At 49.6% G+C, this 24,580-nt stretch carries 24 protein-coding genes; 14 read left to right on the top strand and 10 right to left on the bottom strand.

Annotated features, from left to right (window positions below):
- Positions 1-52 precede the first annotated feature (52 nt).
- The 3 genes from ACZ5ER_RS09335 to ACZ5ER_RS09325 are packed head-to-tail and all read left to right on the top strand — an operon-like array spanning position 53 to position 6,428.
- Complete coding sequence (locus tag ACZ5ER_RS09335) at positions 53-2,272, top strand: DEAD/DEAH box helicase (protein ID WP_050003663.1); 2,220 nt, start codon at positions 53-55, stop codon at positions 2,270-2,272.
- A complete protein-coding gene (locus tag ACZ5ER_RS09330) occupies positions 2,269-5,178 on the top strand; it encodes a hypothetical protein (RefSeq protein ID WP_464934287.1) in 2,910 nt (969 codons plus the stop codon). The genes ACZ5ER_RS09335 and ACZ5ER_RS09330 overlap by 4 nt, the downstream gene beginning before the upstream one ends.
- Positions 5,178-6,428 (top strand): hypothetical protein, encoded by a 1,251-nt coding sequence (locus ACZ5ER_RS09325; RefSeq protein WP_464934286.1) that lies wholly within the window; start codon positions 5,178-5,180, stop codon positions 6,426-6,428. The genes ACZ5ER_RS09330 and ACZ5ER_RS09325 overlap by 1 nt, the downstream gene beginning before the upstream one ends.
- Here the strand turns inward: ACZ5ER_RS09325 and ACZ5ER_RS09320 are convergent.
- Positions 6,425-8,272 (bottom strand): hypothetical protein, encoded by a 1,848-nt coding sequence (locus ACZ5ER_RS09320; RefSeq protein WP_464934285.1) that lies wholly within the window; start codon positions 8,270-8,272, stop codon positions 6,425-6,427. The genes ACZ5ER_RS09325 and ACZ5ER_RS09320 overlap by 4 nt on opposite strands.
- Before the next feature lie 103 nt (positions 8,273-8,375).
- On the opposite strand from ACZ5ER_RS09320, the gene ACZ5ER_RS09315 reads away from it, so the two are divergent.
- The 3 genes from ACZ5ER_RS09315 (at position 8,376) to ACZ5ER_RS09305 (ending at position 11,031) form a co-directional block, all read left to right on the top strand.
- Positions 8,376-9,860: an MFS transporter gene (locus ACZ5ER_RS09315; protein ID WP_464934284.1), complete on the top strand. Its 1,485-nt coding sequence runs from the start codon at positions 8,376-8,378 to the stop codon at positions 9,858-9,860.
- 72 nt (positions 9,861-9,932) lie between these two features.
- Complete coding sequence (locus ACZ5ER_RS09310) at positions 9,933-10,436, top strand: hypothetical protein (protein ID WP_464934283.1); 504 nt, start codon at positions 9,933-9,935, stop codon at positions 10,434-10,436.
- Positions 10,429-11,031: a hypothetical protein gene (locus ACZ5ER_RS09305; RefSeq protein ID WP_464934282.1), complete on the top strand. Its 603-nt coding sequence runs from the start codon at positions 10,429-10,431 to the stop codon at positions 11,029-11,031. Before ACZ5ER_RS09310 ends, ACZ5ER_RS09305 begins: the two co-directional genes overlap by 8 nt.
- Positions 11,032-11,043: 12 nt before the next feature.
- Here the strand turns inward: ACZ5ER_RS09305 and ACZ5ER_RS09300 are convergent, their stop codons facing one another.
- Positions 11,044-12,180, bottom strand: a complete 1,137-nt coding sequence (locus ACZ5ER_RS09300; protein ID WP_464935185.1) for an iron-containing alcohol dehydrogenase — start codon at positions 12,178-12,180, stop codon at positions 11,044-11,046.
- Positions 12,181-12,298: 118 nt separating this feature from the next.
- Between ACZ5ER_RS09300 and ACZ5ER_RS09295 the strand changes: the two genes are divergently transcribed.
- The gene (locus ACZ5ER_RS09295; RefSeq protein WP_464934281.1) at positions 12,299-12,616 is read left to right on the top strand and encodes a hypothetical protein; all 318 of its coding nucleotides are present in this window, start codon (positions 12,299-12,301) and stop codon (positions 12,614-12,616) included.
- On the opposite strand, the gene mtnA is transcribed toward ACZ5ER_RS09295, so the two are convergent.
- A complete protein-coding gene (gene mtnA, locus ACZ5ER_RS09290) occupies positions 12,608-13,681 on the bottom strand; it encodes an S-methyl-5-thioribose-1-phosphate isomerase (RefSeq protein ID WP_464934280.1) in 1,074 nt (357 codons plus the stop codon). The genes ACZ5ER_RS09295 and mtnA overlap by 9 nt on opposite strands.
- A 56-nt stretch (positions 13,682-13,737) precedes the next feature.
- Here mtnA and ACZ5ER_RS09285 point away from each other — a divergent pair, with 56 nt between their 5' ends.
- Positions 13,738-14,268, top strand: coding sequence for an NTPase (locus ACZ5ER_RS09285; protein ID WP_464934279.1), 531 nt, complete (start codon positions 13,738-13,740; stop codon positions 14,266-14,268).
- Here ACZ5ER_RS09285 and ACZ5ER_RS09280 read toward each other — a convergent pair.
- The 3 genes from ACZ5ER_RS09280 to albA form a co-directional block, all read right to left on the bottom strand.
- Positions 14,265-14,789 carry a CBS domain-containing protein gene (locus ACZ5ER_RS09280; RefSeq protein ID WP_464934278.1) on the bottom strand — a complete coding sequence of 175 codons (525 nt, stop codon included), beginning with the start codon at positions 14,787-14,789 and terminating at the stop codon, positions 14,265-14,267. The genes ACZ5ER_RS09285 and ACZ5ER_RS09280 overlap by 4 nt on opposite strands.
- 38 nt (positions 14,790-14,827) lie before the next feature.
- Positions 14,828-15,388: an ArsR/SmtB family transcription factor gene (locus ACZ5ER_RS09275; protein ID WP_464934277.1), complete on the bottom strand. Its 561-nt coding sequence runs from the start codon at positions 15,386-15,388 to the stop codon at positions 14,828-14,830.
- A gap of 76 nt (positions 15,389-15,464) precedes the next feature.
- On the bottom strand, positions 15,465-15,740 hold the full coding sequence (gene albA, locus ACZ5ER_RS09270; RefSeq protein WP_013467275.1) for a DNA-binding protein Alba: 276 nt from the start codon (positions 15,738-15,740) through the stop codon (positions 15,465-15,467).
- 205 nt (positions 15,741-15,945) lie between these two features.
- Between albA and ACZ5ER_RS09265 the strand changes: the two genes are divergently transcribed.
- The 4 genes from ACZ5ER_RS09265 to purB all read left to right on the top strand — a co-directional run bounded on the left by ACZ5ER_RS09265 (position 15,946) and on the right by purB (position 19,877).
- Complete coding sequence (locus tag ACZ5ER_RS09265; protein ID WP_464934276.1) at positions 15,946-16,329, top strand: hypothetical protein; 384 nt, start codon at positions 15,946-15,948, stop codon at positions 16,327-16,329.
- A gap of 38 nt (positions 16,330-16,367) precedes the next feature.
- On the top strand, positions 16,368-17,006 hold the full coding sequence (locus tag ACZ5ER_RS09260) for a hypothetical protein (protein ID WP_464934275.1): 639 nt from the start codon (positions 16,368-16,370) through the stop codon (positions 17,004-17,006).
- A gap of 20 nt (positions 17,007-17,026) precedes the next feature.
- Complete coding sequence (locus ACZ5ER_RS09255; protein ID WP_050003651.1) at positions 17,027-18,433, top strand: hypothetical protein; 1,407 nt, start codon at positions 17,027-17,029, stop codon at positions 18,431-18,433.
- Between the two features lie 88 nt (positions 18,434-18,521).
- A complete protein-coding gene (purB, locus tag ACZ5ER_RS09250) occupies positions 18,522-19,877 on the top strand; it encodes an adenylosuccinate lyase (protein ID WP_464934274.1) in 1,356 nt (451 codons plus the stop codon).
- A gap of 1,569 nt (positions 19,878-21,446) precedes the next feature.
- Here the strand turns inward: purB and ACZ5ER_RS09245 are convergent.
- On the bottom strand, positions 21,447-21,800 hold the full coding sequence (locus tag ACZ5ER_RS09245; RefSeq protein ID WP_050003649.1) for a DUF134 domain-containing protein: 354 nt from the start codon (positions 21,798-21,800) through the stop codon (positions 21,447-21,449).
- A 72-nt stretch (positions 21,801-21,872) separates the two neighbouring features.
- Here ACZ5ER_RS09245 and ACZ5ER_RS09240 point away from each other — a divergent pair, with 72 nt between their 5' ends.
- Positions 21,873-22,328 carry a 6-pyruvoyl trahydropterin synthase family protein gene (locus tag ACZ5ER_RS09240; RefSeq protein WP_050003648.1) on the top strand — a complete coding sequence of 152 codons (456 nt, stop codon included), beginning with the start codon at positions 21,873-21,875 and terminating at the stop codon, positions 22,326-22,328.
- Here the strand turns inward: ACZ5ER_RS09240 and ACZ5ER_RS09235 are convergent.
- Positions 22,325-22,849, bottom strand: coding sequence for a hypothetical protein (locus tag ACZ5ER_RS09235; protein ID WP_464934273.1), 525 nt, complete (start codon positions 22,847-22,849; stop codon positions 22,325-22,327). The genes ACZ5ER_RS09240 and ACZ5ER_RS09235 overlap by 4 nt on opposite strands.
- A 171-nt stretch (positions 22,850-23,020) precedes the next feature.
- Here ACZ5ER_RS09235 and ACZ5ER_RS09230 point away from each other — a divergent pair, with 171 nt between their 5' ends.
- Positions 23,021-23,326 (top strand): PPC domain-containing DNA-binding protein, encoded by a 306-nt coding sequence (locus tag ACZ5ER_RS09230; protein WP_464935183.1) that lies wholly within the window; start codon positions 23,021-23,023, stop codon positions 23,324-23,326.
- Here ACZ5ER_RS09230 and ACZ5ER_RS09225 read toward each other — a convergent pair.
- Together ACZ5ER_RS09225 and ACZ5ER_RS09220 are read right to left on the bottom strand one after the other, a co-directional pair.
- Positions 23,298-23,876: a DUF998 domain-containing protein gene (locus ACZ5ER_RS09225; protein ID WP_464935182.1), complete on the bottom strand. Its 579-nt coding sequence runs from the start codon at positions 23,874-23,876 to the stop codon at positions 23,298-23,300. The two genes, ACZ5ER_RS09230 and ACZ5ER_RS09225, sit on opposite strands and share 29 nt — an antisense overlap.
- A 178-nt stretch (positions 23,877-24,054) precedes the next feature.
- The gene (locus ACZ5ER_RS09220; RefSeq protein WP_464934272.1) at positions 24,055-24,540 is read right to left on the bottom strand and encodes a NifB/NifX family molybdenum-iron cluster-binding protein; all 486 of its coding nucleotides are present in this window, start codon (positions 24,538-24,540) and stop codon (positions 24,055-24,057) included.
- Positions 24,541-24,580 lie beyond the last annotated feature (40 nt).

The raw sequence follows: 24,580 nt of genomic DNA, 5'->3' as shown, positions 1-24,580 counted from the left end.
AGTTGGGGGAATCTTTTTAAATCCCAATAGCGTTTATACGCTAGGTGATTGCATGGAAGCTATTTATGTTAAGTGTTACCATGCTCTTTTAAAATCCGAGTTTAATGTTTATGTTAACAGTACGGAAGTAAAGAGCAGTGAGTACAAAGCGGGGACTCTGAAGCTTGGCATTGAGACTAAGAGTTTCTCCAGAGATCGAATAGTCCAGCTCTTCTCAAGATACACCGACAGGCCCGATGAATGCTTTAACGGGCTTGTCAAAAGAGGGTTCATAGTGAAAGTCGGAAACGGCTACCGTTCCCTACATATGGACGTTGCCATCAGGAGTGCGTTTCTCAGAACTTCCCCCAACTCGCCTCCCTATGTGGTCAGCCCCAGGTTGGCGCTCTACGAGATTCCCATACCGTCTAATGAGGACCGCAGGATTTCCCCGGGCAGGCACTACAGGGATGAAGGCTTTAAGAAGGTTGAAAATGTCCTCGTGAAGAGCATCGTCGGCTTTTTCGGAGAAAATGGGACGAAATACGCTGAGATATACAAGGAGTTTCTCAGAAGACATTTCGGCGACGGCGGTCTCGATGCGTTTCAGGCCCTCGCCCTTTCTAGACTCCTCAGGGAAGGCTATCCCCCTGTTGGTAAGACCTTCATAATCACCGCTCCCACAGGTTCCGGAAAGACTGAAATCTTTACCCTCTACATGATAGCCAAGCTTATCAAAGCTGTGATGGACGGTACTGAGGAGCGCGTGGTTCTTGTTTATCCGCGAAAAGCCCTCTCCGTTGACCAGGCAGGCAGGATTATCGAGATGTTAAAGCTATTGAATGACATTCTTAGGAGGCACGGCATAGAGCGGAGGATAACCTTTGGAATCAGAGATGGAGAAACACCCCGCGATTTGGGTAAACTTAAAGAGTTCCTCAGGGAGTCCAACTCGTTCAGGGGCATACTTGGAAAGGACAAGAATAAGTTCGTTTACGAGATAAGAGATGGAAAAGCCGTGGTTTCCAAAAATGGTGTTGTTTACGACTTCATAGTTCCACTTCGGAGGGACATGGGCGATAATCCACCAACGGTTCTCGTCACAAACACGTGGGCCCTTGAAACGCGCCTCTTGGATAACACAAAAAAAGACATCGGAGCCAGGTACTTTGAAAAAGTCTCCCTGGTTGTTTTCGACGAAGCGCACGAGTACACAGGCCTTGGAGGGGCCCTCGTTGCAGGTAACATCGAGCTGATGGCAAAGGTTAGCAAGATGCCTCTGGACATTGTTCTTTCCTCTGCAACCGTTCCCAATCCAAAGGATTTCGCAGAAAGGCTTTCCGGTCGGAGCAATGTTGTCCACGTGGATTTCAGGGAGCACGTCAAGGTCCTTGAAGGGGACTATGGAGTTAAGTTCAAGGGCAAACGCCTAGTCCTCATGGGAATATATGACATCCTCCCCACAGTATCGTGGAGTACCTACGCCCAGCTTTGGGCCGTCTACATGTCATTCCTCCACTACTGCTACTCCAATGGTGGAAAGAACTACTGGCCGAAGTCTCTAATATTCATACAGAATATCAAGGAGATACGCAGGGTTAAAAGAGGTTTTGACAACAACATCTCCCTCGGTGAGCCGAAGGACCACCTTTACCTGTTTGGAGATAGACGGCCTTCCACCGACCCATTCTCGTATACCCATTATGTTCCTCCAAGTCTATGGGGGTACCTTGACTCCGTTTTTACTAATGAGAGTCCTTACCTCAAGGAACTCCTTGATAAAGTGGCGATGATGTATAGCGAGCTTCCTAAGGGGGAGCGTGAGGCGATCATAAAGGATCTGAAAGAGCCAAAATCAAACCTCGCGACCGTTCTGACGACCTCGTCCCTTGAGCTTGGAGTTGACTACGATGGGGTTTCTTTTATTCTCAACGTTGGCTTTGAGAACCCAATATCTCTAAGACAGAGGATTGGAAGGGGCGGTCGTTCAATGGAGTCCATGAGGACCGTCTTGGGCATAATCCTCACTAAGAAGGTGCCCACTGAGGCGTTCCTTCTCTATGATCCAAACATCTGGGATAAGCTTCACCCGATGCAGAGACAGGACGAAGGACAGCTCATAGTCTCGACCGAGAATCCGCAGGTCAAGGTGAGGAACCTTCTCACTGAGGCAGTTGTTAATCTTGCCCTCGCCGGAGAACCAACGTATGCCTCAGATGAGGCGCTCAAAGGTAAGGACAGGATGGTGGAGTTCCTCAAGAAGGTTCTAGATAAGGTGGAGGGTGGGTTATGACCGGTGAGTACAATTACCTGGACCTCATTCGTTCCGTTGTTGATTTACTCTCCCGTGACCTCGACGAGGTAGAAGAAATAATAGAAAGTGCCCGCGTTAGGGACGAGGTCCCCTTTGCAGTCATAAAGGCGAGGCGTGCGATTGAGGACCTCATGGAGGACGTTAAGAACTTTGAGCAGGAGATCGAGAGTCCGGAGGCTAGAGAGGTCCTTGAGGAGCTCATCATTAAACTGCAAGAAGCTCTTGAAGCACTTAATAGGTGTCAGAATGGCTCTGAGAAGTGCTACTCTGGCAATGAAATTGATATGGAATGCGTTGATTGTCACTACAAGGTTCTGCGGGAAGTTCGTAGGACTCTTCTTGAAGTTGAGGATGATTTAGATAGCATAAGACGCAAACTTCGCAAGACGGGCGAGAGGGGGTCCCTTCTTAGGTCCCAGAAAGAGAATCGTAAAAAGTTTCTTGGAGACGCAAGTAGGTTGCGTGATTTCATTGAGGACACCCTCACTGAGCGTGCGAATGAACTCAACGCCATAGCTCAAGTGCTTGATAATGTCTCAAACCCCACCAATCTCTTTGAAAACATAGACGATAGGACGGTCTTCATACTCAGACTCCTTCTTGAACTATCTGAATCCGGGGTGTATGTTGGTGAGGTCCTGAGCGCTCTGACTGGTTTGAAGTCGGTCACGGCCGATCCCGTTGACCGGGAGGTTAATATTAAGCTTCCCTCCAAGAATTCAGAGACGAGTTATTATGAGCAAAGTCTTCCTCTTCAGACCCTCTTCTATCGCTATCCCCCCTTCGAGCCGATATCCCTAGAGGACAGAGATGGCATCAGTGGTTCCCATGTCTGGTTCGTCAAAATCAAGAACACTGACTACTACAATCACAAGGGCTATATGTACGTTCATCCCCAATCAATAAAGGACTTGGGTTTTGATCCAAGAAACCCTGTCCACGATGCCACCATTAGTGACACCCACGAGACGATGGGGGCAATCTATCCCGAGCATGTCTTTAAGATTAAACCCGTGAGTGTTTTAGAAGCCAAAGATGGCTACATAATCCTGGCGGTCTCAATCAATCCGAAAAAACGGGAGAGAGTTTACATAAAGTACGGCTCCGAGTTCATTAAGGAAGTGCTTGAGAAGAAACTGAATAAACAGAGTATCAGGGACATCTACGTTGACGAGCTTAGGAAAAAAGGTCACAGGGGTAAGGTCTACGAGCCCACAGACCTCACCTACACGTGGTACTGCACTTCTGGATATGGCCTCTCAACCGATCCCCTTGACGTGAAGTGTCCCTTCCGTAAATGGTGCAAGTATGGTAACGAATGTGGGGGCAGAAAGTGGAAGTGGACGAGACGCATCTTTCCAAAGGTCTTCCTTGACGTTGAGAGGAGTTACAGCGGTGTTGAAAACACCAATGGTCTATTGTCTCCGATAGTCATGAGGAACGTCCGGATTGAGGAGGAGTATCCCTCCGCCCACCTTTCGATGCCCGAATCTGGCCTCCCGGTCGTGTTCAAGTTTAAAGTTCCCTTCAGAAGGTCGCTTCCTAAGACCAACGTCATAGGCTTCAAAATTGCCCCCGAGTTCCTTGAGCTGGTCGTTAGAACGGCCCTCGATGAGAGGGCCCTCCGTTCTCCTGAGCTTGCCAAGGTCCTCACGTATGAGCTTTGGAAAGGCGGTCCTGAGGTCAAGCTCGGTGATGTTCTACTGACCAAGTTCTTCATTTACGATAAGGCCGAGAAAGGCTTCAGGACCTACGACCTCCTGAGGAAGAGGAGCAGCAGTCTACTCAAGGAATATCTCCGGATGAGGGAGAACCTCCTCGTCAAGAGCATGCCATACAATAAGAGATATTTCAGGAAGTTCCTCGAGTGGGCCACCAAGACGGTACTCCACTCCCTAGCCCACGCGTTTCTTTCCTACGTTTCCGTGGAGCTCCAGATTGAAACAAGCAATCTGGTTTACCTCTACGATGAGAGGGAAGGGTTGGTTCTCGTGGCCGAGAACAGCCCTATTGGAGCCATAGACATCATCGGCGCCCTCAACGAGTGGTGTAAGGCTAACGGGTACGGAGACAGAAACTGTTATAAAAACTTCATCGAGAAATTCTTTAGAAAGGAGCTGGAGTTCCTTCGGGAGCACGAGGAGGATACGGTTCAGTACGCTGACAGGGTCAAGTCCGTTGTCTCATCGGTTTCCAGAGAGGACGATCTTAAAGACCTTAGAGATGCTATAATAAATCTCTACAATGAGTTCATCGAAAACGGTCTAGTACTCGATGTCCATAGCCTATCAACTCATCTTCTCCTCTCTTCAGCCGGGGAGACAAACCTTGAAAAGTTGATAGCTGAAAAGGAGCTTGGTGTAGACACCAAGAAGGCCCACCGCTACTTCGATGATATTCTCCTCACGGCAGTTCCCAACTACTGCATTGACGGCTGTACAACCTGTGTTGTAGTGGATAGAGGCTGCACCGAGGGACTCGGCCAGACCTACACGGTTTCGAGAAAGCTTATGGAGTTCACCATTGGGGTTCTCCTCGGGGAGTATCCCCTTCGCGGACCTGGGGGGAGCTACCTTAAAAAGCTCCTCGGCATTGCGAGAGAGAGTGTGGAAGCAATGTCTCCTTACCTAGATGATGAAGGAATTGAAACCCTCATTGAGCTAGCCGAGAAGGGAATTCACGTGAAACTTTCAACGAGGCCAGAGTTCGTTCGGGAATACGGAGAGAAACTCAGAAAGGCAGGGATTGAAGTCATGGAGATCAGGAACGAGCACGACAAGTGGTACTGTCTCGACGGGTGGCTACTCATAAAACCCACCGCAAACATGAACCTTGAGTCCGAGAACTATAACAGTTTCGTCATAAAGCTCGGACGGTGTTGGTAATGGAGTTCTTCGCTGAGGTTGCCAAAATAGATGCGGAACTTGAGAGGTTGGGCAACGCCCTGGCCGTTCCCTTTCTTTACGACCTCTATGTCCCATATCACAAACGGTTTGTAGATCTACGCTCTGACATAATTAGGGAGTTCTTTGTGTCATATTCAATGTATCCCGTTGTTATGTTGGGGACCCCTATAATTAGGGGCATTCGAACAACAGCGGACATAGATTTGTCCAGTAGTGCCGTTCATATAGAAACTCTCAAAAGAAAGGGCAAATCTTATGGGACTGACTTTCCTGGAAGTTTTGTAACCTGGGGGAACGTTCACGAATTTCTTAATGACTCCAAAATCCCTCTCGAACTAATCCAACTTCTTTGGTACTTTGCCGTTCTAAGGGCCAAGCCCCTTGGTATTCCCCACGACAAATCTAAAAGGTATTACAACAACATAATTCCCAGTCCCCTTTCTATCTTCACGATTCTTGATAGAGATAATCAGCCATTGGTGGTTTCTCCCTTCTCAGCAGTTATGGTTCTGGAAGTTGAGAAATCCCCTTCGGAGTGGGTGCCCTACTTCCCCGAGACATTTCATGTCAGGCGTGCTAGGGCCTACACCTTCGTGACGGACGGAAGGCGCGTCCGCTTTGCGGGACCCTTTAGGACGTTCGTTCCCGACGTGGACGGGATAAACGTGGGGATTGAACCTGGGGAGGCACTTCTTGACTACTACCTTGGGCTTGCTGTGTTTCCCTTCCGGGGCAACTCTATCGGATATGTGAGTAGTATCTATGGAGGCAGATCTTCACCGGGCTACTTCCTCGTTTTTGGGCGCCTTCCATTCAGTTCAGAGATATACTACCTCCTAAACTTTGGGAGCACTGGAGACTGCGGAAAACGTAGAATCGTGGGAGAAGGAGACTTTAGGCTATGGGCCGAGGATTTCAACAAGGCCCTGACTGTGCTTCACACGAAAATGAACTTCAGGGAGGAGTGGACAGGGGACATGTTCTTTAAGCTCTACAGAAAATGGGTAGAAAAATCCAACTCTCTGCTGGGAAGTTACGAGGGTCATTTTCTTCTGAAAGCCCTGGCATTGGGAATTAACCCCTTTGAGGAGTCTCTGGATGAGATTCTTAGGCACCCACGGGACCCGCTCTTTGAGATTCCTCATCCGGTATCCCTTTCGAAGGTCTCGAAAGACGCGGATTTATTAATAAAGAACCTACTTAAAATTGGATTAGGAATTATGATTTAGAGAACCACTACCTCCACCTCATCATTATAAATCCTGCGTATTGCATTTGAGAGTGCCTTCATGGCTGACTTTTCAACTTTCTTATCCAAAAATATAGCATTAGAAGCCCTTTGTAAGGGTTTGGTAAACACTATTCTGCTTTTCGTAGGTTTTTCTCTTGTGAGTATGACTACAAAGACACCCCTCAACCTGGACCTAGCAAGCCTTCCGGGGGGCTCTCCAATTACCCAGTAGGAAACGCTCGGATGTAGTCCGCTCTCAACGGAAGCCTGAAGTATATTCTCCCAGTCAATCACGGATTTTCTGTTATAGAACAGCACGACTCTTCCACTGGGGGTTAAAACCCTCTCAATGTTGGAGAATACAAGCTTCATGGCTTCTCCAAAGCCTGTCCTATCGCGGGGTATCTCGTTCCTTTCCACATTATCCAGGATTACATCGTTTGATATTCCGACGATTTCATCGAACACGCGCATTGCACCATAGTGAACTATCGAGAGCGAGGCATAGCTCCTAACGGTGTCCATGTATGGCGGGTCCACTATCGCTATATCAATGGGCCTGTCTGGCACAAACGTTCTGGCATCGCCTATCTTCGCCTCTACAGCGACGTCTCTGCTAATCCTAAGCTCGCTACTGGCTATGCGAACCGCCCTCCTTATCGAGGACGCCAAGGCGTTTCTAGCGAGTGGAGCCAGTTTTTCAGGAACCCTCGCTAGGGGATTAGTCTCGACTGTGTACTCAGGAACCCAGTAGGTTTTCATGGCAACCGCCGGTACAGGCTCTCCGATTGGAGAATGCCACTTAGCGACAAGGCTTGACGATTTCGCGCTCTCACTGAGGAACACAGAGAAGATTTCAATGAGCTCTTCATCCAATCCTAGTTCCTTGCAGGCCTCGGCAAAGGCAACGAAAGTTGCGAGCTGTCTCGTGGTAAAGAGCTGTGAGAAGCGCTTAATGCCCTCACGCTTTAGCCTTCTCCCTTCCATCAGGTCCTCTAGCGGAATTGGATCGAGGATTTTGCGGGCTTTGTTCGCTTTTCCCATAGCTTTAAAGTGACTTTCCCGAAGCCAATTTAGGATTTCCCTGGCGTCGAGGACCCTTTTTCTCCATTTTTTCCCATCTCTCTCGCGAACCTCAGCGGCCCATATAGTGTAACCGTCCTGGGTAGGATATCCTTCGCCCAAGCGAAACTTCGGTTTGTGAGTTACCTCAAAGGATCTTCCACAGTGTGGGCACGTTTCCTTTTCAGAGCTCCTAGGAGATTCAAAAATAGTGCCACAGTAGGGGCATCTTAAAATCCTAATGGGCTTTCCGTTTCTGCTGTACTTGTCGATCCACGACGGAATCTTTCCCTTAGTTATAAAGATATAGGAGACAATCTTTCCTTTCACATTCCATGACCAGCCAGTTTCAATTAGCTTTTCTTCGGTTTTTCTGAGAATAGTTTTTCCTTTTGACTCAATTTCCTTGGCATCTACTTTGCCTTTAAGCAGATTCGATGTTGATTTGGCTATTCTAACCGCAACTGGATTGATGTCTATCCCTATGGAATGATAGCCCATTATGGCCGCTTCAATTATACCAGTTCCCCCACCCATGAACGGCTCATAGAAGACTTTTCCTCTAGCAAGGATTTCAATGGCCTTTGGGTTATCAAGACTTTCACGAACAAGCTCTTTTGAGTCTGTTAGGTATGAGGCCAGTATCGCCCTGTAGAGAATGGCAAAGCGCCTCGACCACCAGCGGTGAAGACTGTGATGGGGTAACCTCTGACCCTTTTCGATAAGAGCCTTTTCGACAATCTCTGCCGTGAACTCTGGTGTCATTTTATCCAGCAACATTGTAACCCCCACACCTGAATGTGGATGACGCCTAAAAAGTTAGCGCTCGATGAACCGTTACCTTTATAAAACAACATATCGTCCGACATGTCGGTGAAGAACCATGGACGCGATGAAAAACGGTGAAACCTACGACCTCAGCTACGCGAAGAAGGCGATGCTGGTAGTCGTCATCCTTCCACTCCTCGTCATGTACACAGAGGCGATGCTGACGCCCGCTTTGCCCACAATACAGAAGGAGTTCGCGATAAACCCCAACGACGTCAGCTGGGTTCTGACCATCTACCTGCTCGTTGGAACGGTCAGCGTGGCCCTCTTTGGAAAGCTCGGCGACATGTACGGCAAGAAGAAGATGTTCCTCGTTGCACTGGGCTTCTACACACTCGGCGTCATCCTGAACGGCTTTGCGCCAAGCTTTGAGGCGCTCCTCGTCACGAGGGCAATCCAGGGCTTTGGAATGGCCATATTCCCGCTCGCCTTCGCCCTCGTCCGTGAGGAGTTCCCGCCGAGCATGGTGCCTCAGGTTCAGGGAATGATAAGTGCCATGTTTGGAGTCGGTATGGTCATAGCCCTGCCCCTCGGCGCCTGGGTCACCGAGAACTGGGGCTGGAGGTGGACATACCACACGGCGGCCCCGTTCGCAGTCCTAATGTTCATCCTCGCCTGGAAGGTTCTCCGCGAGAGCCGCTACATCAACCCCGGAAAGCTCGACTGGCAGGGCGCTCTGCTCCTCGTCTGGGCCGTCGTGCCGATGCTGGTCGGTGTAACCCGGGCCCCGAACGTCGGCTGGACGGCGACTCAAACGCTCCTCCTCTTCGCGGTCTCGATAGTTGGCTTCATACTCCTCGGTATCTGGGAGAAGAGGGTGGAGAACCCGCTCCTTCCCCTCGACATCATAACCTCGCGCAACCCTGCCATAGTGAACGTTGGAATAATGTTCGCGGCCTTCGGTATCTCCATGATGAGCCAGGCGAACACCTACATCTTCCAGATGCCGGAACCCTACGGCTTCGGCAAGACGATACTCCAGAGCGGCCTCCTCATGACCCCTCAGGCCCTCGTGATGCTTATACTGGCCCCGCTCGCCGGAAAACTGATGCCAAAGGTCGGCGCAAAGCCAATAGCCCTCACGGGCGCTCTGGTGGCCAGCGCTGGCCTTGCGTTCATGTCAAAATACGCTACCGGCCTCTCACTGTGGCAGTACGTCGCTATGATTGCAGTAGTCGGAGCGGGGATAACCCTCATGAACATCTCGCTGATAAACATCTTAGTCTTCAGCGTCCCGCCGAGGATCATGGGCGTCGCAACAGGTGCAAACAGCCTCTTCAGGAACTTCGGTTCGACCTGGGGGCCGGCAATAGCGGGAACAATAATGAGCACCTACTACGTCCTCTTCCACCCGCCGGGGGCTCCGGAGTTCGTGCAGATTAAAATCCCAACGGAGGAGGCCTACTCGGTGCTCTTCGGCGGGGCGGCAGCGGTTTACCTGTTCCTGGCGCTCCTTGTCCTTGCAACGAGAGAAGTCATGAAGGGCGGAAGGATACATGAGGTCGAAAATGAAGGGGAAACAGAAATAAATGTCGCCTAAAGAATCTTTTCATATTTTCCCCTTTTTGGTTGATGAGAATTTTTATAAGTTTTAACACCTCTATGTTACTTGGTGGTACCTAGTATGTCTTATGCATTTCCTATTAAATACTATCCAGATACTGCTGGTGTTGTTATGAGCTCCCGCCATAATATTGCAGGGATTGTTTTTGAAAGATATATTGAGGGTATGGTTTACAACTTCTTAAACAAGAAGAATCTTCACTTGGTAAGTATGTATACTAGAACTACTTTTCCAAAACTGTTCGAGAATGCCGGTCTTTCTACTGAGAACTTGTATATCATTAATGTGGAGGGGTCTATTTTCCTCTACGAAAACTCAATAACAAAGTGGTTTTACGATAAACGCTTGAAGTGGCTAAGTGAATTCCATAAAGCGTGGTGGTGGGAACGAGAAGCGGCAGATAAAGTTTTGTCAGGGGATTTCTCAAAGATTGTAATTCAACCGTTTTCTAAGGATCGACATCGACCCGATTTTCTCTTTGTTGCAAAGAAGAAAACAGACATTCACATTTTTATTGGAGATGCAAAATACAGAAGTGGCAAGTATGGCTAAAGGTTGGGATATAGAGCATATTTATGTATTCGGTAATCAACCACGTGTTGGTCATCTCTCGTATTCAACAGAATACCTTGAAGATGATTATGGAAACAGCTCAGAGGAGCTTGTTAAATATCAACTGTGGGAGGGGAAAGTTAGTAGGATCCCAGATAAGTTTTTTGGAAGTGCCCTTGAGCTGGAACTTTATCCCAAAGGTCGGACTGATGGCTCTCCAATGTTCACAATCAGATACATTCCTGTGGCCCAATTAGTTACAAAGGGTCTGGTGGATCCTCAAATTAATGTGGTTGTATGTCCTCGGTATGCTGGAACGAAAAAAGGAGAAACAGATATCACACCACCTTATTTTGTATTATCTAATATTTTTCGAATGAGGGACTCTCCATATGCCAAATTTTATTTTAATGACGGGACTTCATTGAAAGGTTATGTGATATACAAAGGAACAGTTGGAAGTGGTACTCCTCTTACTGAAAAAGATGCATATAAAATACATTCGGAGTTCAAGTACGCACAAGTTGGAACTAACGTTTTGATTGGAGCACCTAGCGCCTCCCGAGGAAAAATACAGAGATGCAAAAGATTTTAAAAAATTCGTGTTTTACTCCTTGTAAAATGCCCTCAGATACAGCTCCTTTATCTCCTCTGGCTTCGGCTCGACGGGGTTGAAGGCTGTAAGCCCGTCGCGGTAGGCCTTCTCCGCCATCTCGTCGAGCCTCGCCATAAAAGTTTCTTCATCAACGAGCTCGCCCAGTGTGGGCACTCCGAGCATCTCGTTGAGCTCCTTAACGACCTCGATGAGGTCTTTTGCAGTCTGGAAGCCGAGCTCCCTCGCTATCTCCGCGTAGCGCCTCCTTGCGTAGTCGCTCCTCTTGGCGTTGAATTCCATCACGTAGGGCAGGAATATTGCGTTGAGCAGGCCGTGCGGACCGAGCCAAGCGGCCTTGTGGCTCATCGCGTGGCAGAGTCCGAGGCGCGCGTTCAGGAAGGCGATGCCGGCCATAGTCGCCGCGTAGTGGACTTTCTCGCGGGCCTCTTCGTCGCCCTTGACCGAGAGCGGAAGCCACTTGTAAACTGTCTTTATCGCCCTAATCGCCATTGCGTCGCTGAAGTCGTTTGCCACCTTGGTGGTGTATGCCTCTATCCCGTGGACAATGACGTCTAGACCGGAGTTTCTGGCGACTTCCCTCGGCATCGTCATCGGCAGGCGGGGGTCGAGGATCGCCACGTCGGGCGCTATCTCTGGTGTGACTATGTTATACTTGACATCGCCCTTCTTCAGAACGCTGGCAGCGGAGACCTCGCTTCCAGCCCCGCTCGTTGAGGGTATCGCTATGAGTCTCGTCTTCAGCTTTGGAACAGGCTTTGGCTTTGAGAAGCGGTCAATGAAGGCTATCTCCTCGAATTCCAGCTCGGGGGCGTCGTAGAAGACCTTCAGAGCCTTGGTCGCATCTATTACGCTTCCTCCACCGAGGGCAACGAGAAGGTCAGGTTCGAACTCCCTCACCTTCGGCAGGAACTCCTCTATTGTTTCCACGCTCGGCTCCGCCGGAAGGCCGGTTATCGAGAAGACCTCCGCACCGGCTTCCGTCACGTAGTCCTCGGCCTCGCTGAGAAAACCATGCCTCTTCATCGAGTTGCTCGACAGAACGAGAACCCTCTCGTGCCCCTCAGCTTCCTTTTTGAGCTTCTCAAGGGAGCCCCTGCCCTCGATGATTCTCGTCTTGAGCCAGAACATTGTACTCACCGATAAAAATTGGGTACATTGACTTTTAACGGTCTCGATGATGTTAACTTCTCGTTTTCAACCTCCCGTTCAAAAAAGGCCTTTAAGCTGCCCTTCTTTACTATCTCCGATGCTCGTCAGGGGAAAAGTGGTGGGGAAGGAAGGGACGGCCCGTTTTGAAGCCCGGAAGGGTGAAGAGGGAATATCGCTCAGGGTGGAGTTTCCAGACGGAGAGCCAATCGACTACTCTATCGACTGTCCCTGTCTGGAGCCCCTTGAACTCCTCGGCCTCCTTCTGCCTGCCATAGAAGAGAGGCTCGGGGAGATAGATGCAGTCATCGTGGAAGAAGCCGTTGAGGACAGGAAATCCGTTTTAGACAAGATTAAGAAGCTTCTGGGAAAAGAGAAACGAAAACCAATTGATAGGGGCGCCCATCAGTCATTCTAACTCTTTGAACAGCCTCTTCAGGTTCCTCTCAAAGGGCGGGTAGACGATGCCCCTGTCCGTTATTATGCCGGTCAGGTACTTGTGCGGCGTCACGTCGAAGGCCGGGTTGTAAACGTCCACGTCCGGTGCTATCTTACAGCCGCCGCAGGTGAGAACTTCCTCCGGCTTTCTTTCCTCAATCGGTATCTCCTTCCCGCTCTTCAGGCTCATGTCAATCGTCGAGAGCGGGGCAACGGTGAAGAACGGTACCCCGTGCTCCTTCGCGAGGACGGCGAGGGTGTAGGTGCCTATCTTGTTGGCGAAGTCGCCGTTGGCCACTATCCTGTCGGCGCCAACTATTATCGCGTCAACCCTCCCCTGCTGCATCACGAAGCCGGCCATGTTGTCGGTTATCAGCTTGAGCGGGATTCCATCGTAGTGGTACTCCCACGCGCTAAGCCTGGCCCCCTGAAGGACGGGCCTCGTCTCGTCCACCCAGAGGAGCTTGAGTGTCCCATCGCGGTGCATCACCCTGAGAACAGCCCCAACGGTTCCGAGCTGGACTGTAGCCAGGCTTCCGGCGTTGCAGTGGGTTAGGACGTTCCCTTCCGGCAGAGCCTCGGCACCGTAGTGGCCCATCCTAAGGTTCGCCTCAACGTCCTCGTCCGCTATCTTCTGGGCCTCGGCCACAATCATGCGCTTTATCTCGTCGAGCGGGCTCTCAAGGTTCTCCTCGACGAGCTTCTTAATCCTGTTGAGGGCCCAGAAGAGGTTCACAGCGGTTGGCCTCGTGTTCTTCAGGGTCTCGTATGCCCTGTAAAAGCCGTCCATGAACTCGTCCTTGGTCTTGGCCTTCGTCGTGTCCGCATAGAGGGCCAGCCCGAAAGCGGCTGAAGCCCCAATCGCCGGCGCACCGCGAACCTTCATCGTGACTATCGCTTCGGCTACCTCCTCAACAGTTCTCAGCTCAATCGTCCTGAATTCCCTCGGGAGTAGGGTCTGGTCGATCATGATGACCTTTCCAGTCTCGTAAGTCACGCTCCTCGGGAGCTTCGTGAGTTCCTCCGGTCTGTACCTTATCTCCACGGCGATCACCCCAAAGGGTTTAAGGGAGGAACTTAAAGCTCCTTCGGTGATGGAAAATGGTCAGGGTTTTTGTAACGGGCCCGGCTGGAGTCGGGAAGACGACCCTCGTGGAGAGGGTGGCAAGGGAAGTCGAGAGATGGGGCTACATCGTTGGAGGCATGATGACGAAAGAGGTGAGGAGAGGCGGAAGGCGTGTGGGCTTTAAAATCCTCGCCCTCGACACTGGAGAAGAAGGCACCCTCGCGAGCCTCCGCGGGACTTCTCACCTTCCGGGTGTTCCCTTCGGAAAGTACGTCGTCCATGTTGACGAGCTTGAGAGGGTAGGTGTTTCTGCTATAAGGCGCGCCCTCGTTGAGGCAGACCTCATTGTCATAGATGAAATCGGGCCCATGGAGTACAAGAGCGATGAGTTCCTCCGGGCGGTGGGCGAGGCCCTGAAGTCGGACAGACATCTCCTCGCCACAGTGCACAGGAGAATGGCGGACAGGTTCAGGCCGCTCGGAAAGTTCCACGTCCTTAGCGTGGAGAATAGAAATAGAGAGTTCGGAATAATCCTGGACGAGATAATGAGGGGGCTGAGGGGTTAAAGGTTGAGCTCGTCCTTGCAGGCCTCACAGACCCACTTTTCCTGGCCTTCGATGTAAACCTTGTAGAGGGGGCCGTACTGACCGCAGATCTCACAGATGCCGTAGACATCAGTCTCCTCGACGGCTTCCTGCTCCTCCTCGTTGTTCATGCTGTTGAGGGCGGCGAGCAGGTCTGCGGCAGTTACAAAACCGAGGGGCTTCCCGAGCCTGGTGACGAGGAGCCTCCTGATGCCCTTCTCCATCATCTTGTCGATTGCGTCGCTTATGTCGTAGTCGTCTTCGATGGTTATCGGATTCTTTGTCATGACCTCTCGGACCTTGACGGTCTTGGGATCCCGCCCTCTGGCAACGACCTTGTCAAGGATGTCGCGGTCAGTGATGACACCGACTATCTCGTCGTTTTCAACGACGACTGCGCTTCCAACCTTGTGCCTTGAGAGTATTCTGGCGACCCTCTCGATGGTGTCGTCGGGTTTTACAATCACTGCTTTTCTCTTGACAACCTGCCCTACGGTCATCATTGGCACTCACCTCTTGGTTGGGGGTTGATTTGAGTTTCTTAAAAACGTTTCCTAAGGAGCCACCCCGCGGACACGACGATTGCAAAGACTATCACAGCCAGGAGAACAGGGAGATAGCCTGACGACGCTGTCTGTCTAGTGGTTTCTGAAGAGAGTATTTTTATGGGCTCCGATTGCGCTGAAAAACCCCTCTGGGACCCAAGATATCTTTCCGAGAGCCAGTAAACGATGACCGAAAGCCCCGTCGCTACTGAGAGGGTTATCACCTTCAGCCTGTCCAGAGTTGAGAGCCTCTCTCCCGCGGGCCTGGGTAGCAGAAGAATCGGCCTGCTTGAAGCCCTGTAGAGCTTTACCTCCTGCAGTCTTTTCCCGTACTTCTTACCGGAGACCTCAACCAGCCCCACGCGGAGTAGCTTATCAAGATGATATGAAACTGTGGATATTGGCATGTTGAGCTCCTTCGCAATCTCGCTCATCGAGAGCTCGCGCTCGCGGAGAAGCCTCAGAATGGCCATCGCTCTTTCATTGGCGAGAACCTGCGCGAGTTCTCGAACCCGCTCATCGGTAACGTCTATGGTCTCGTACTCCAACGGGTCCACCAGAAGGGGTACGAGACGGTGCTATTAAGCTTTACTTCCCTAGAAGAAACCCGAAGGAAAAGGAAAGGAGTCAAATTCACGGCTTCTCGAGAATGATCTCGATGGTCGAGGTGTTGGCGGTCCTGCCGTCGGCAGTCGGGAGCTCCTCGGTGCCGATCTTGATCTCCTTGACCCTGACCTCTGGGAGGAACCTGTTCCTGACGATCTCGGCGACGTCAACGGCCCTGCTGATGGCCCTACCGCGAGCCTTGATGCTGACCTCCTTAGCGCCCTCGTTGAACTGGGTTATCACGGCGAGGACGTAGTTCATAACCGGCTTCTTTCCGATGTAGACGACGTGCTCCTCAGCCATTTCTGGCACCTCCGGAAGTTTTGTCATCAGCCTATCGCGGGCATAGGGTTAAATACTTTTCGGTTTATGTAGCTCTGAAACATGGAGCTTTCTGCATTTTTGAGTGGGGTTTAGTGGAATGATGCCGATTAAAACCACGTCTATTTAGCTTTGTTAAGTAGATTAAGTGGTAAAACTTGTAAAGCTATGATATCATGCCGATTCGGTGATTTACTTGAAAAGAATCATTGGACTGTTAATATCGGTTTTAATATTTGGATTGATAGTAAATCCAGCACTTGCCTTGGGGGAAGCAACGCAAGGGACAAACGCTGGGGTTAAAACATATGAAATCGAAATTTACGGAGTTCCAACAAGGGTAACCATAGCCGAGAACTCCCTACTGAAAACTCCTGAAGAGGTTAAAGCCTTCATTGAAAGCCACGTCAGCAGAGAGGACTTTTTGAACGGTGTTGTTGTGAATGTTTCCGAAGTCTCCTCCGGGAATTCCCCACAAAGCGAAATGACAAAGGAATTCACTGTAAGTTCTCTAAAGGAACCCCTCAGTGTTGGACGCTCCTTTCCAGTGTTCTCGAGGTTTTCTCCATAGGTCCTTTTATCCTCAGCGGCCCTTATGCGTTGCTTGCAATGGCGATAATAGCAGCTGCAATTACCGTCGCGTATGCAGTATACGGTGACGAAATCAGCGATGAAGTTCGTGAAAAGCTCGACAGTGCTTACCAGTACTTCTACAATTACATTGAGGAGAGGAAGAAGGATGAAAAAACGATTCACATATATGAAAGAGAGTTTCACGGTGGTCTTCCGAAAAGAATTTACGTGAAAGACTTCGTTCATAAAAAGGACTTTAAGGTCACTGTCGGGGAGCTAACTGGCGCAATTCTCATTGTGCCTTCCGGTAGGCTTGCCCTCAATGCAACCGTGAAAAATTTGAAGGAAGGCAACTGGGAATTAGCGGCTTTAAAGGGAATAAGGTTCATCATCGGCGCAACAGGAGAAGCCGTAGCATATCTCGCAATGAGTAAGGTCTATGGAGCTACAAATATTACTACTCCAGAAAAGCCTAATGAAAAAGGTCCAGATTTTCCCTATGTCGAGATTCCCAACATTCCATTAACCAAATGGGAAGCAAAAGGAACCACCGTCTTCAGGGTCACCACATTAATTCGGGATGGATACAACCGCAATCTGGAAGGCCAGCCGGGCATAGTCTCCGTTTACAGAATGAAAGGCTCAAATCTTTACGTGGCATTTATCTACGGGTAGTTTCCAAGGAGGTGTAGATAATGAATATCCTCTCTATCGCAGGGAACTACGTCTTGGCTAAAAATATGTGGGATGGCATAAAGAATGGGAGGAGTGTAATAAGTGGAAAACCACTCTCCCAGGAAGAAAGTGCAAAACAACTAAAAGAGCGACTACCGCAGATACTCTCTGGGTTTTCATGGGGGGTTATCGGGTTTTTTGGAAATGATGAGATAACTCTTAGAAAAGAACTTGGGCCTGCTATTATACTGTTGGGAACTCACAACAGAGATTCGATCCTCACTGAAGCATGCTCGTATCTCAAGGAAGTAATGGAGTACTCAAAAAAGGTGAACATTGACTTAAATCGTATTTTAGAGAATGATCCAGCTATTCAAACCAACTTTAGAATCGCGAGCCTTCTGTGCAAACTCCACTCCAAAGCAATCCAAAAGGATGAGATTTCTTTACTGTGCAGTTTGGTTATTCCGAGAGCTACACAAGGTATTTTTCGCCAAGTTCTCCTCACTCTCAAGAAGTATCTTGAATCTCAGGGTTATGATGTTCCGGAAGAACTCATGGAGGCCTTGAACAAGCTTCCCAAACCTAAAGAGACCGATTACTGGGAGGAGTATCAGAAAACGCTGAAGGAATTCGGGGAGAAAGGCAAAAAGTTCCACGAGAGGGCAAAGGAAGAATGGGAAAAAATCGAGAGGGGAGAGGCTGAAGATTTAATAGGCTCCCTTCAAGAGGTAATCTGGAACCTGAGCGAGGGGGTAGTTTACAACTTCGCCATGCGAAAGTTTAAGCTCGTAAAGGAAGCTTACGAGATTTTTCTAAAGGCACACGAATTTGCGAAAGAGAACGACCTGTTCAAGACGAGGCTCAGCGAGGATGTATGGCTTGGAAAGCTCAAACGCGTGAACCTCAAGTGGGGCAACGACATAAAATGGCCCGAGGATTACAGGGTTATCTCTAACAGAATAATTAGACTGACGAGAATTGCCGAGTTCATGATGTGGAAGCGCAGGATTCCCGAATTCCTCTATGCGAACCCGTACATTAACCTCGGTGCGGATTACGAGCACAACGATCCGCCGCTGTGGGCGTTAACAAGGGGGCTTATGATGATCCTACAGCACAACCGCTCCAAGGGGGTTCTCCCAAGTGTAGAGCTTCAGGAGGAAGTTCTAAACTACGCCTTGAGGCTTAACCTCCTTTGGCCAGAAAAAACAGAAGCCTTGGAGTGTAAAGACGGGATCTGCATAGTCTTTAGAGGCGAACTCAATGAAAAAGCAATTAAAGAGTTAAAAAGAAACGCTTGGGACGATGACATCGTATTCTACCACGGAAAGGGCATCTTGATAAGCTACTCAAGAAAAAGAAAACTGGGATACGCATGCGGAAAAAACCTAACTGAGGAGCTGATTCGAAAGCTGGTAAAGTGAGCGTTATGCTTTCCATTTCATTCTTGGCACAAGAATGTTAAATCAAACCCTTTTTAAACTCAAATACTTACACCTGTGTGGTGATACAATGGCGGTTCACCCCATTGACTATCGCTACGGAAGTAAGGAAATGAGAAGCATCTGGGACGAGAAGAACAAGCTCCAGAAGCTTCTCGATGTCGAAGCCGCCCTGGCGAGGGCGCATGCGAAGCTCGGCAACATCCCTGAAGAGAGCGCCCGCGTGATTTCCGAGAGGGCCAGCACGGAGTGGGTGAAGCCGGAGCGCGTCAAGGAGATAGAGGCCGAGATACACCACGATATAATGGCCGTCGTTAAGGCCCTAAGCGAGGTCTGTGGCGAGCACGGGAAGTACGTTCACCTCGGCGCGACCTCCAACGACATAATCGACACCGCGAACGCACTCCTCATAAAGGAGAGCCTTGAGCTGATAGAGCGCTATCTCAAAGAGCTCCGCGACATTTTAATGAAGCTCGCCGAGGAGCACAAGTACACCGTCTGCATAGGAAGAACCCACGGACAGCACGCGGTTCCGACAACCTACGGCATGAAGTTCGCCATCTGGCTCGACGAGGTTCAGAGGCACCTTGACCGACTTGCTGAGATTAAGGAGCGCGTCCTCGTGGGCAAGATGCGCGGTGCAGTGGGAACTGCTGCGTCCTTCGGGGAGAAGGCCCTCGAGATTGAAAGGCTCGTCATGGAAGACCTCGGCCTCAAGCCCGCGCTGATAACCAACCAGCTCGTCCCGAGGGACCTCTACGCGGAGCTCATGATGTTTCTGGCATTGGTTGCCTCGACCCTTGACAAGATTGGCCTTGAGATAAGGAACCTCCAGAGAACGGAAATCCTTGAGGTAAGCGAGCCCTTCGGCAAGAGGCAGGTGGGCTCATCAACGATGCCCCACAAGCGGAACCCTATAAGGACTGAGAAGGTCTGCGGGCTGGCAAGGGTCATCTATTCGAATGTCATCCCTGCCCTGCTGAACAACCCCCTGTGGCACGAAAGAGACCTCACGAACTCCTCCGTCGAGCGCGTTATTCTGCCGGAGACGTTTGTCCTTCTCGATGAGATGCTCCGCGTCACAATCAGCGTCCTTAAGGGGTTGGAGTTCTTCCCAGAGAACATCAAGCGCAACCTATACCTGACCAAGAACCTCATAATGGCGGAGCCCCTAATGCTGAAACTTACCGAGAAGGGAATGGGCAGGCAGGAGGCGCACGAGCTCGTTAGGCAACTTGCGATGAGGGCGTTCAAAGAGGGAAGGGACTTTCTCGATGTCGTGAAGGAGAGTGAGGAAATCATGAAGTACCTTAGTGATGAGGACTTAGCTTCTCTAAGGCCTGAGAACTACATTGGCGTTGCCCCCCAGATAGTTGACAACGTAATAGCCTCGGTAAGGAGCAAAATTGAGAAAGAAGGCCAGTGAAGTCCCGGTTCGCTGTTTTCTTCTCTTTATACTTCTCTTCTTGGTAGTTTTTGTCGAAGTTATCTCTCGGATTTTTGGGCAAATTTTTACGTTTAGCTTGTATAGCTTTTATTTACACTAATAAGATTAATTTTTGGAAAATAAGAATTTTCTTTAATAGTATGATTTTGAGTAGTTGTTAAAATGAATTTTGTATAGCTTTATAAATTAACACATTTATTGATAGTTGTAATATTATGTTTAAGTATAGTAGAAATTTTGGATTTTAAACCATTGTAAGAAGTAATTTTTGCAACCACATAGTGCCTTGGGTCACGCGGAGTTTGACTCCCTGCGAGATGGCCTTGGTTTTGAGACCTAATTGATACAATCCTTCCCAACCTACTACTTTTAATTGTAACTAGATTCTGGAGTAAAGAAGCGGGACTTCACGAGTAAAAACTGGCCAACTTGAAGAAGCCTATCGAGCCGCAGGGTCATCTATCATATTATCCCTACCTCTGCAACCTTTGATATTGACATCAGAAATAGTTGTAATAGTCGTAGGTATCTGGGCGCCTTCTGTGTTATACTTTATGGGGTGTACTTATCTCATCACTGGATTATGGAGTTTTCTTAAATGTTTGTCCTCAATGGGCGGCACCTGTGAATCCATCTTCTTCCAAGATAATGCTTATCTTTGTCCGCTGTTTTTAGATATAAGGTACATTATATCTAAAATTTGGGCACAGACCTGTGCATTACAATCGCTTCAGTATATGTGAAAGCTAGGCAAAAGTTAACTCCGTTGTGGAGACCTGGTTTTAATGTGACTGCTCATCTTTTAGCTTACACCCGCAGGAAGTCGTTGGACAACCCCTTAGTTTGGAATCCACTTTGGGGTCTTGTTGTTTAATTCCCAGTTCTTGTTCTGTGACCAGTCGACAGTACCCTGCTGTTAGTCTCGTAATGAGTATTGTAACTAGACTTCTTGGAGCATCAAAACGATATCTCACTGACTCTACTCATACTCCTGTGCTTTCTTATGGTTCAGAGGCCTTGTGGGTAGTGCCATATGCTCATACTGAAGCTTTTCAACAGGTTGCGCGGATATAATTCAATCTAAACAGGGGCAACCTCAACAGTCCGGGTCCCAACACTGTGCTCATTGCTACTTTTTGACTCTGATCCACCGAAATGTGAATCTGTTACTTCGCAATGTAGCATCGATCAGAAATGCATACTCTCCAGAAAAGTTGGTGTTTTTTATTGTAAGTTTATGTGTTATTATGTGTTTCAATGGTATATTTTTTGGAGTTTTAACTATTGTTAATTGTTTTTTGATTAATTTTCAATAATTGTATTTTAAAAACTATAATTACATATTAGTTATGTAACAACTTCAACAAGTTCTTATAAAAACTTTTTTGTTCTTTTTGGTTCTCAATACTTTTTCTAGTAAAATATCTCCGAAAAAATTGAGAGATAAATCTTGCACAAAATTAGGTGTGCCTAAAACTAAGAAAACCGTTAAATACCTCCTACTGGCCAATAACTCGATTAGAAAAGATGTTTTTACGAATGCTGGCCTTACAGGCCTTCTTCGTCGATGCCCTTTAGGGCCTCGTTTCCTTGGGGCAGGATTATCAATTCCCTGCCCTCCACGAGCATCTGGGCGACCTTTTTTCTGGCCGAGCTCAATGCCCTCCACACGGTTCCCCTTGAGACTCCCATCCTCTTTCCCGCTTCCTCCTGAGTGAGTCCCTCATAATCAACCAGCCTAAGAGCCTCAAACTCCTCGTAGGTCATGAAAATCGGCGGTTTTGGTTGTCCTACAGGGGGTAGGGCCGGATAGAAGTGCCTAACCTGCGGAATGAAGCCTATCATTCTCATCTTCCGCCTTCTGCCCCGTCCTCGTCCCCATCCTGGCCCTCCTCTTGGCATTTCTAGCACCTTCAACGGGTTTGTCCAGTTAGAGTTATAACCTTAACGGAGAACTTTCAGGTCGGTGAAAGCATGTTCAGGGTCGTGGAGAGAAAGATAGGCTGGCACAAGGACTTCGACAGTTCGCACTTCCTCGCCCTTCCCTACGACAGCAAGTGCCTCCGCATACATGGCCACACCTACAACGTTGACGTGGAGATATGGGGCGACATCAACGAGAACGGTATGATATTCGACTTCAACCACCTCAGCAAGCTCATAAAACTCCTTGACCACAGGATTCTCGTAAGCGAGGACTGGGTTGTAGAGAAAAGAGGGGGAAGAGTGGTCGTCGAAAAGAACGGCAAACGGCTTGAGCTCCCTGGGGAGGAAGTTGTAGTCCTAAACAAGCCCAACGTCACGGCTGAGTACATAGCCGAGTGGTTTGCTGAAAGGATAGCAGAAAAGGCAGGGGACAACGTGAAAAAAATCCTCGTCAAAGTGTGGGAAGACCCAAGGAGCTATGCCCAGGTGGTTCTTGAGCGTTAGTCTTCTTCTATCTTCTTTCTGAACTCCCGAACCCGAGTGAGTAGCTCGTCGTAGTATTCATTGTTGAACTTTTCAGAGGCTTCCTCAACGAGGCTTTCTACAAGCTTCGTATAGGAGAGGGCTGTTTCCTTGTCCTCGTGCTCTACTATAATGGGCAACATAGTCACGAGGTAGCCGACAAATGAGCCAAGGATTCTGTGCCAGTCTTCCGTTAGACCATTCTCGGTGAGCCAGCCCTTGAGCGTCAGGAAGACCTTTACGGTCGGCTTTACGACGGCATACTCACCAAAGCGGCGGTAGCGTATGAGGAGGTACTGGAGGAGCGAGAGGAGCACATGTCCAACGGCTTCTTTACCAACCGTTTCCTCTGCTAGCCGCTGAAACGCTGGAAGGCCTTTCTCTCCACTCTCAAGGAAGGCTTTGAGAAGATTCGGGTATGGAGGAGCATACTGGCGGAAGTCCACCTCTTCAAGCTCTTCCAGTTCGGGTAAAATCGCCATTATTGCTTCTTTGATTCTCATCTGACCACCCAAAGCGTTAAATCATGGCGGTTTTATTAGCTTTGAGGTGGGAATTATGGAGTTCAAACCTGGAAGGGTCTTCCTTCTTAGGGTTCCTGAGGGAGAAGACCTGCTCGGTTTTGTGAAGGGGTTCGCCGAAAAGAACGGTATAACGACCGCGATGGTCAGCGGATTGGCTCGCTCAGAAACCCTGTTGTTGGCTACTACTCGGAGGAAACCCGGAACTACAAGAAGATTGAGCTCGCTGGGACATTCGAGCTGCTCACGCTCCTCGGCAACATCAGCGTAAAGGACGAGAAGCCCTTTGCACACCTTCACGTCACACTTGGCAATGCCAGCGGAGACGTTTTTGGAGGGCATCTGATAAAGGGAGAAGTCTTCGTGGCCGAGCTCTATATCCGGGAACTTCTGGGTGAACCGCTTGTAAGAAAAGAGAGGGGGAACAACCTCAGCCTCTGGGACGAGGAGCCCCTCTGAACTTTTTCCACATCACAACATAGTGCCAGATTATCACTCCAAACGCCCCGATGAACTCTGCGGGCGCGACACCTGGATAGCGGTTCTTTGCCCAGAGTGCGAGGGCCCAGCCCACTGCAAACAGAACCACACTGAAGAGTCCGAGATCCTTCTCCTCCGCGAGGCCGAGCCCAATACCTGCCACCAGGAAACCGAGGCTCGCAAAGATGAAGAAGCCCCAGCTGACGTAGTAGTGGGGGCTTGTCCCCTCAGGGAATATGCCTATCAGTGACAGAAACACTAGACCGAGAATGAAAATCCCGATTCCGGCTTTTTGCACTGTGCTTGTGGCTTCTTTTAAGAGGCCCGTCGCATAGTAGATTGCCAGGGCCGCGGAGACAACGAGCGAAACGTTGAGAACCCAGTTGTGGTGCAGACCGACTTTTCCTAGGTCACTTATGGCGTTCCCTGTGAGCCTCCACCACGAGCGGTGGATGAGAATGGCGACCCCGATTCCGGTAAGGGCGACTATTGGGGCGAGAACCCCGGCAAGAATTTGGCCCCTTCTCATAGTTACCACCGTCAAAAATAATGTTGAGGAATTGAAAAGGATTTCTCAGAATGCCGAGTTTAGTCTTCCGCAATCAACAGGAATCACAGTATTGTTGGTGTATTGGTAAAAAGATTAAGCGATCTTCAGAGCAGGAAGAGGTCAGCGGGTTTCAACAGGTGAAGAATAAAAGGGAGGTTCACCAGGAACCCCTGCCGTATCCGCCGCCCATTCCGCGACCCATACCGCGACCTCTTCCCATTCCTCCGCCTCTTCCCATACCCCTGCCCATACCGCGTCCCATTCCCATGCCGCCACCGGGGCCCATTCCCGCTCCTCCCTGGATTCCGGGCTGGAGCTCACCGCGGAGGAGGGCCTCAACGGCTTCCCTAACGGTCATGGTTGGTGGGGCGGAGTACATCCTTACCCCTGCCGCCTGGAGGACGCCGTAGGAGTTCGGCCCGAACTGGCCGGCTATTACGGCATCGGCTCCTTGATCTATGACGAACTGGGCCGCTGTGACTCCAGCTCCCCTCGGCTGGCTGTAGCCAGGGTTCTGGACGACCTGAACGTTTACTATCTCGCTGTTCTCGACGTCAACTATGGTAAAAGTGGGCGTTCTACCAAACGCCGGGTTCACCCTGTCGTCGAGTCCTCCGGTTACAGTTGAGACTATAATCCTCATTCACGTCACCTCCAGATGAATTAGGAAAACCGAACTTAAA

It is taken from the genome of Thermococcus marinus (assembly GCF_055389025.1).
This window is presented reverse-complemented; position numbering and strand designations above follow the sequence as displayed.

Bases quoted from the DNA above. Each gene is read 5' to 3' on its own strand.
- ACZ5ER_RS09245 (WP_050003649.1), bottom strand. From the start codon at position 21,800: ATGCCAAGAGGAGGGCCAGGATGGGGACGAGGACGGGGCAGAAGGCGG.
- purB (WP_464934274.1), top strand. From the start codon at position 18,522: ATGGCGGTTCACCCCATTGACTATCGCTACGGAAGTAAGGAAATGAGA.
- ACZ5ER_RS09325 (WP_464934286.1), top strand. From the start codon at position 5,178: ATGGAGTTCTTCGCTGAGGTTGCCAAAATAGATGCGGAACTTGAGAGG.
- ACZ5ER_RS09235 (WP_464934273.1), bottom strand. From the start codon at position 22,849: ATGAGAATCAAAGAAGCAATAATGGCGATTTTACCCGAACTGGAAGAG.
- ACZ5ER_RS09295 (WP_464934281.1), top strand. From the start codon at position 12,299: ATGCTCGTCAGGGGAAAAGTGGTGGGGAAGGAAGGGACGGCCCGTTTT.
- ACZ5ER_RS09255 (WP_050003651.1), top strand. From the start codon at position 17,027: ATGAATATCCTCTCTATCGCAGGGAACTACGTCTTGGCTAAAAATATG.
- ACZ5ER_RS09315 (WP_464934284.1), top strand. From the start codon at position 8,376: ATGGACGCGATGAAAAACGGTGAAACCTACGACCTCAGCTACGCGAAG.
- albA (WP_013467275.1), bottom strand. From the start codon at position 15,740: ATGGCTGAGGAGCACGTCGTCTACATCGGAAAGAAGCCGGTTATGAAC.
- ACZ5ER_RS09260 (WP_464934275.1), top strand. From the start codon at position 16,368: ATGGCGATAATAGCAGCTGCAATTACCGTCGCGTATGCAGTATACGGT.
- ACZ5ER_RS09285 (WP_464934279.1), top strand. From the start codon at position 13,738: ATGGTCAGGGTTTTTGTAACGGGCCCGGCTGGAGTCGGGAAGACGACC.
- ACZ5ER_RS09330 (WP_464934287.1), top strand. From the start codon at position 2,269: ATGACCGGTGAGTACAATTACCTGGACCTCATTCGTTCCGTTGTTGAT.
- ACZ5ER_RS09240 (WP_050003648.1), top strand. From the start codon at position 21,873: ATGTTCAGGGTCGTGGAGAGAAAGATAGGCTGGCACAAGGACTTCGAC.
- ACZ5ER_RS09280 (WP_464934278.1), bottom strand. From the start codon at position 14,789: ATGATGACCGTAGGGCAGGTTGTCAAGAGAAAAGCAGTGATTGTAAAA.
- ACZ5ER_RS09320 (WP_464934285.1), bottom strand. From the start codon at position 8,272: ATGTTGCTGGATAAAATGACACCAGAGTTCACGGCAGAGATTGTCGAA.
- ACZ5ER_RS09335 (WP_050003663.1), top strand. From the start codon at position 53: ATGGAAGCTATTTATGTTAAGTGTTACCATGCTCTTTTAAAATCCGAG.
- ACZ5ER_RS09225 (WP_464935182.1), bottom strand. From the start codon at position 23,876: ATGAGAAGGGGCCAAATTCTTGCCGGGGTTCTCGCCCCAATAGTCGCC.
- ACZ5ER_RS09305 (WP_464934282.1), top strand. From the start codon at position 10,429: ATGGCTAAAGGTTGGGATATAGAGCATATTTATGTATTCGGTAATCAA.
- ACZ5ER_RS09220 (WP_464934272.1), bottom strand. From the start codon at position 24,540: ATGAGGATTATAGTCTCAACTGTAACCGGAGGACTCGACGACAGGGTG.
- ACZ5ER_RS09300 (WP_464935185.1), bottom strand. From the start codon at position 12,180: ATGTTCTGGCTCAAGACGAGAATCATCGAGGGCAGGGGCTCCCTTGAG.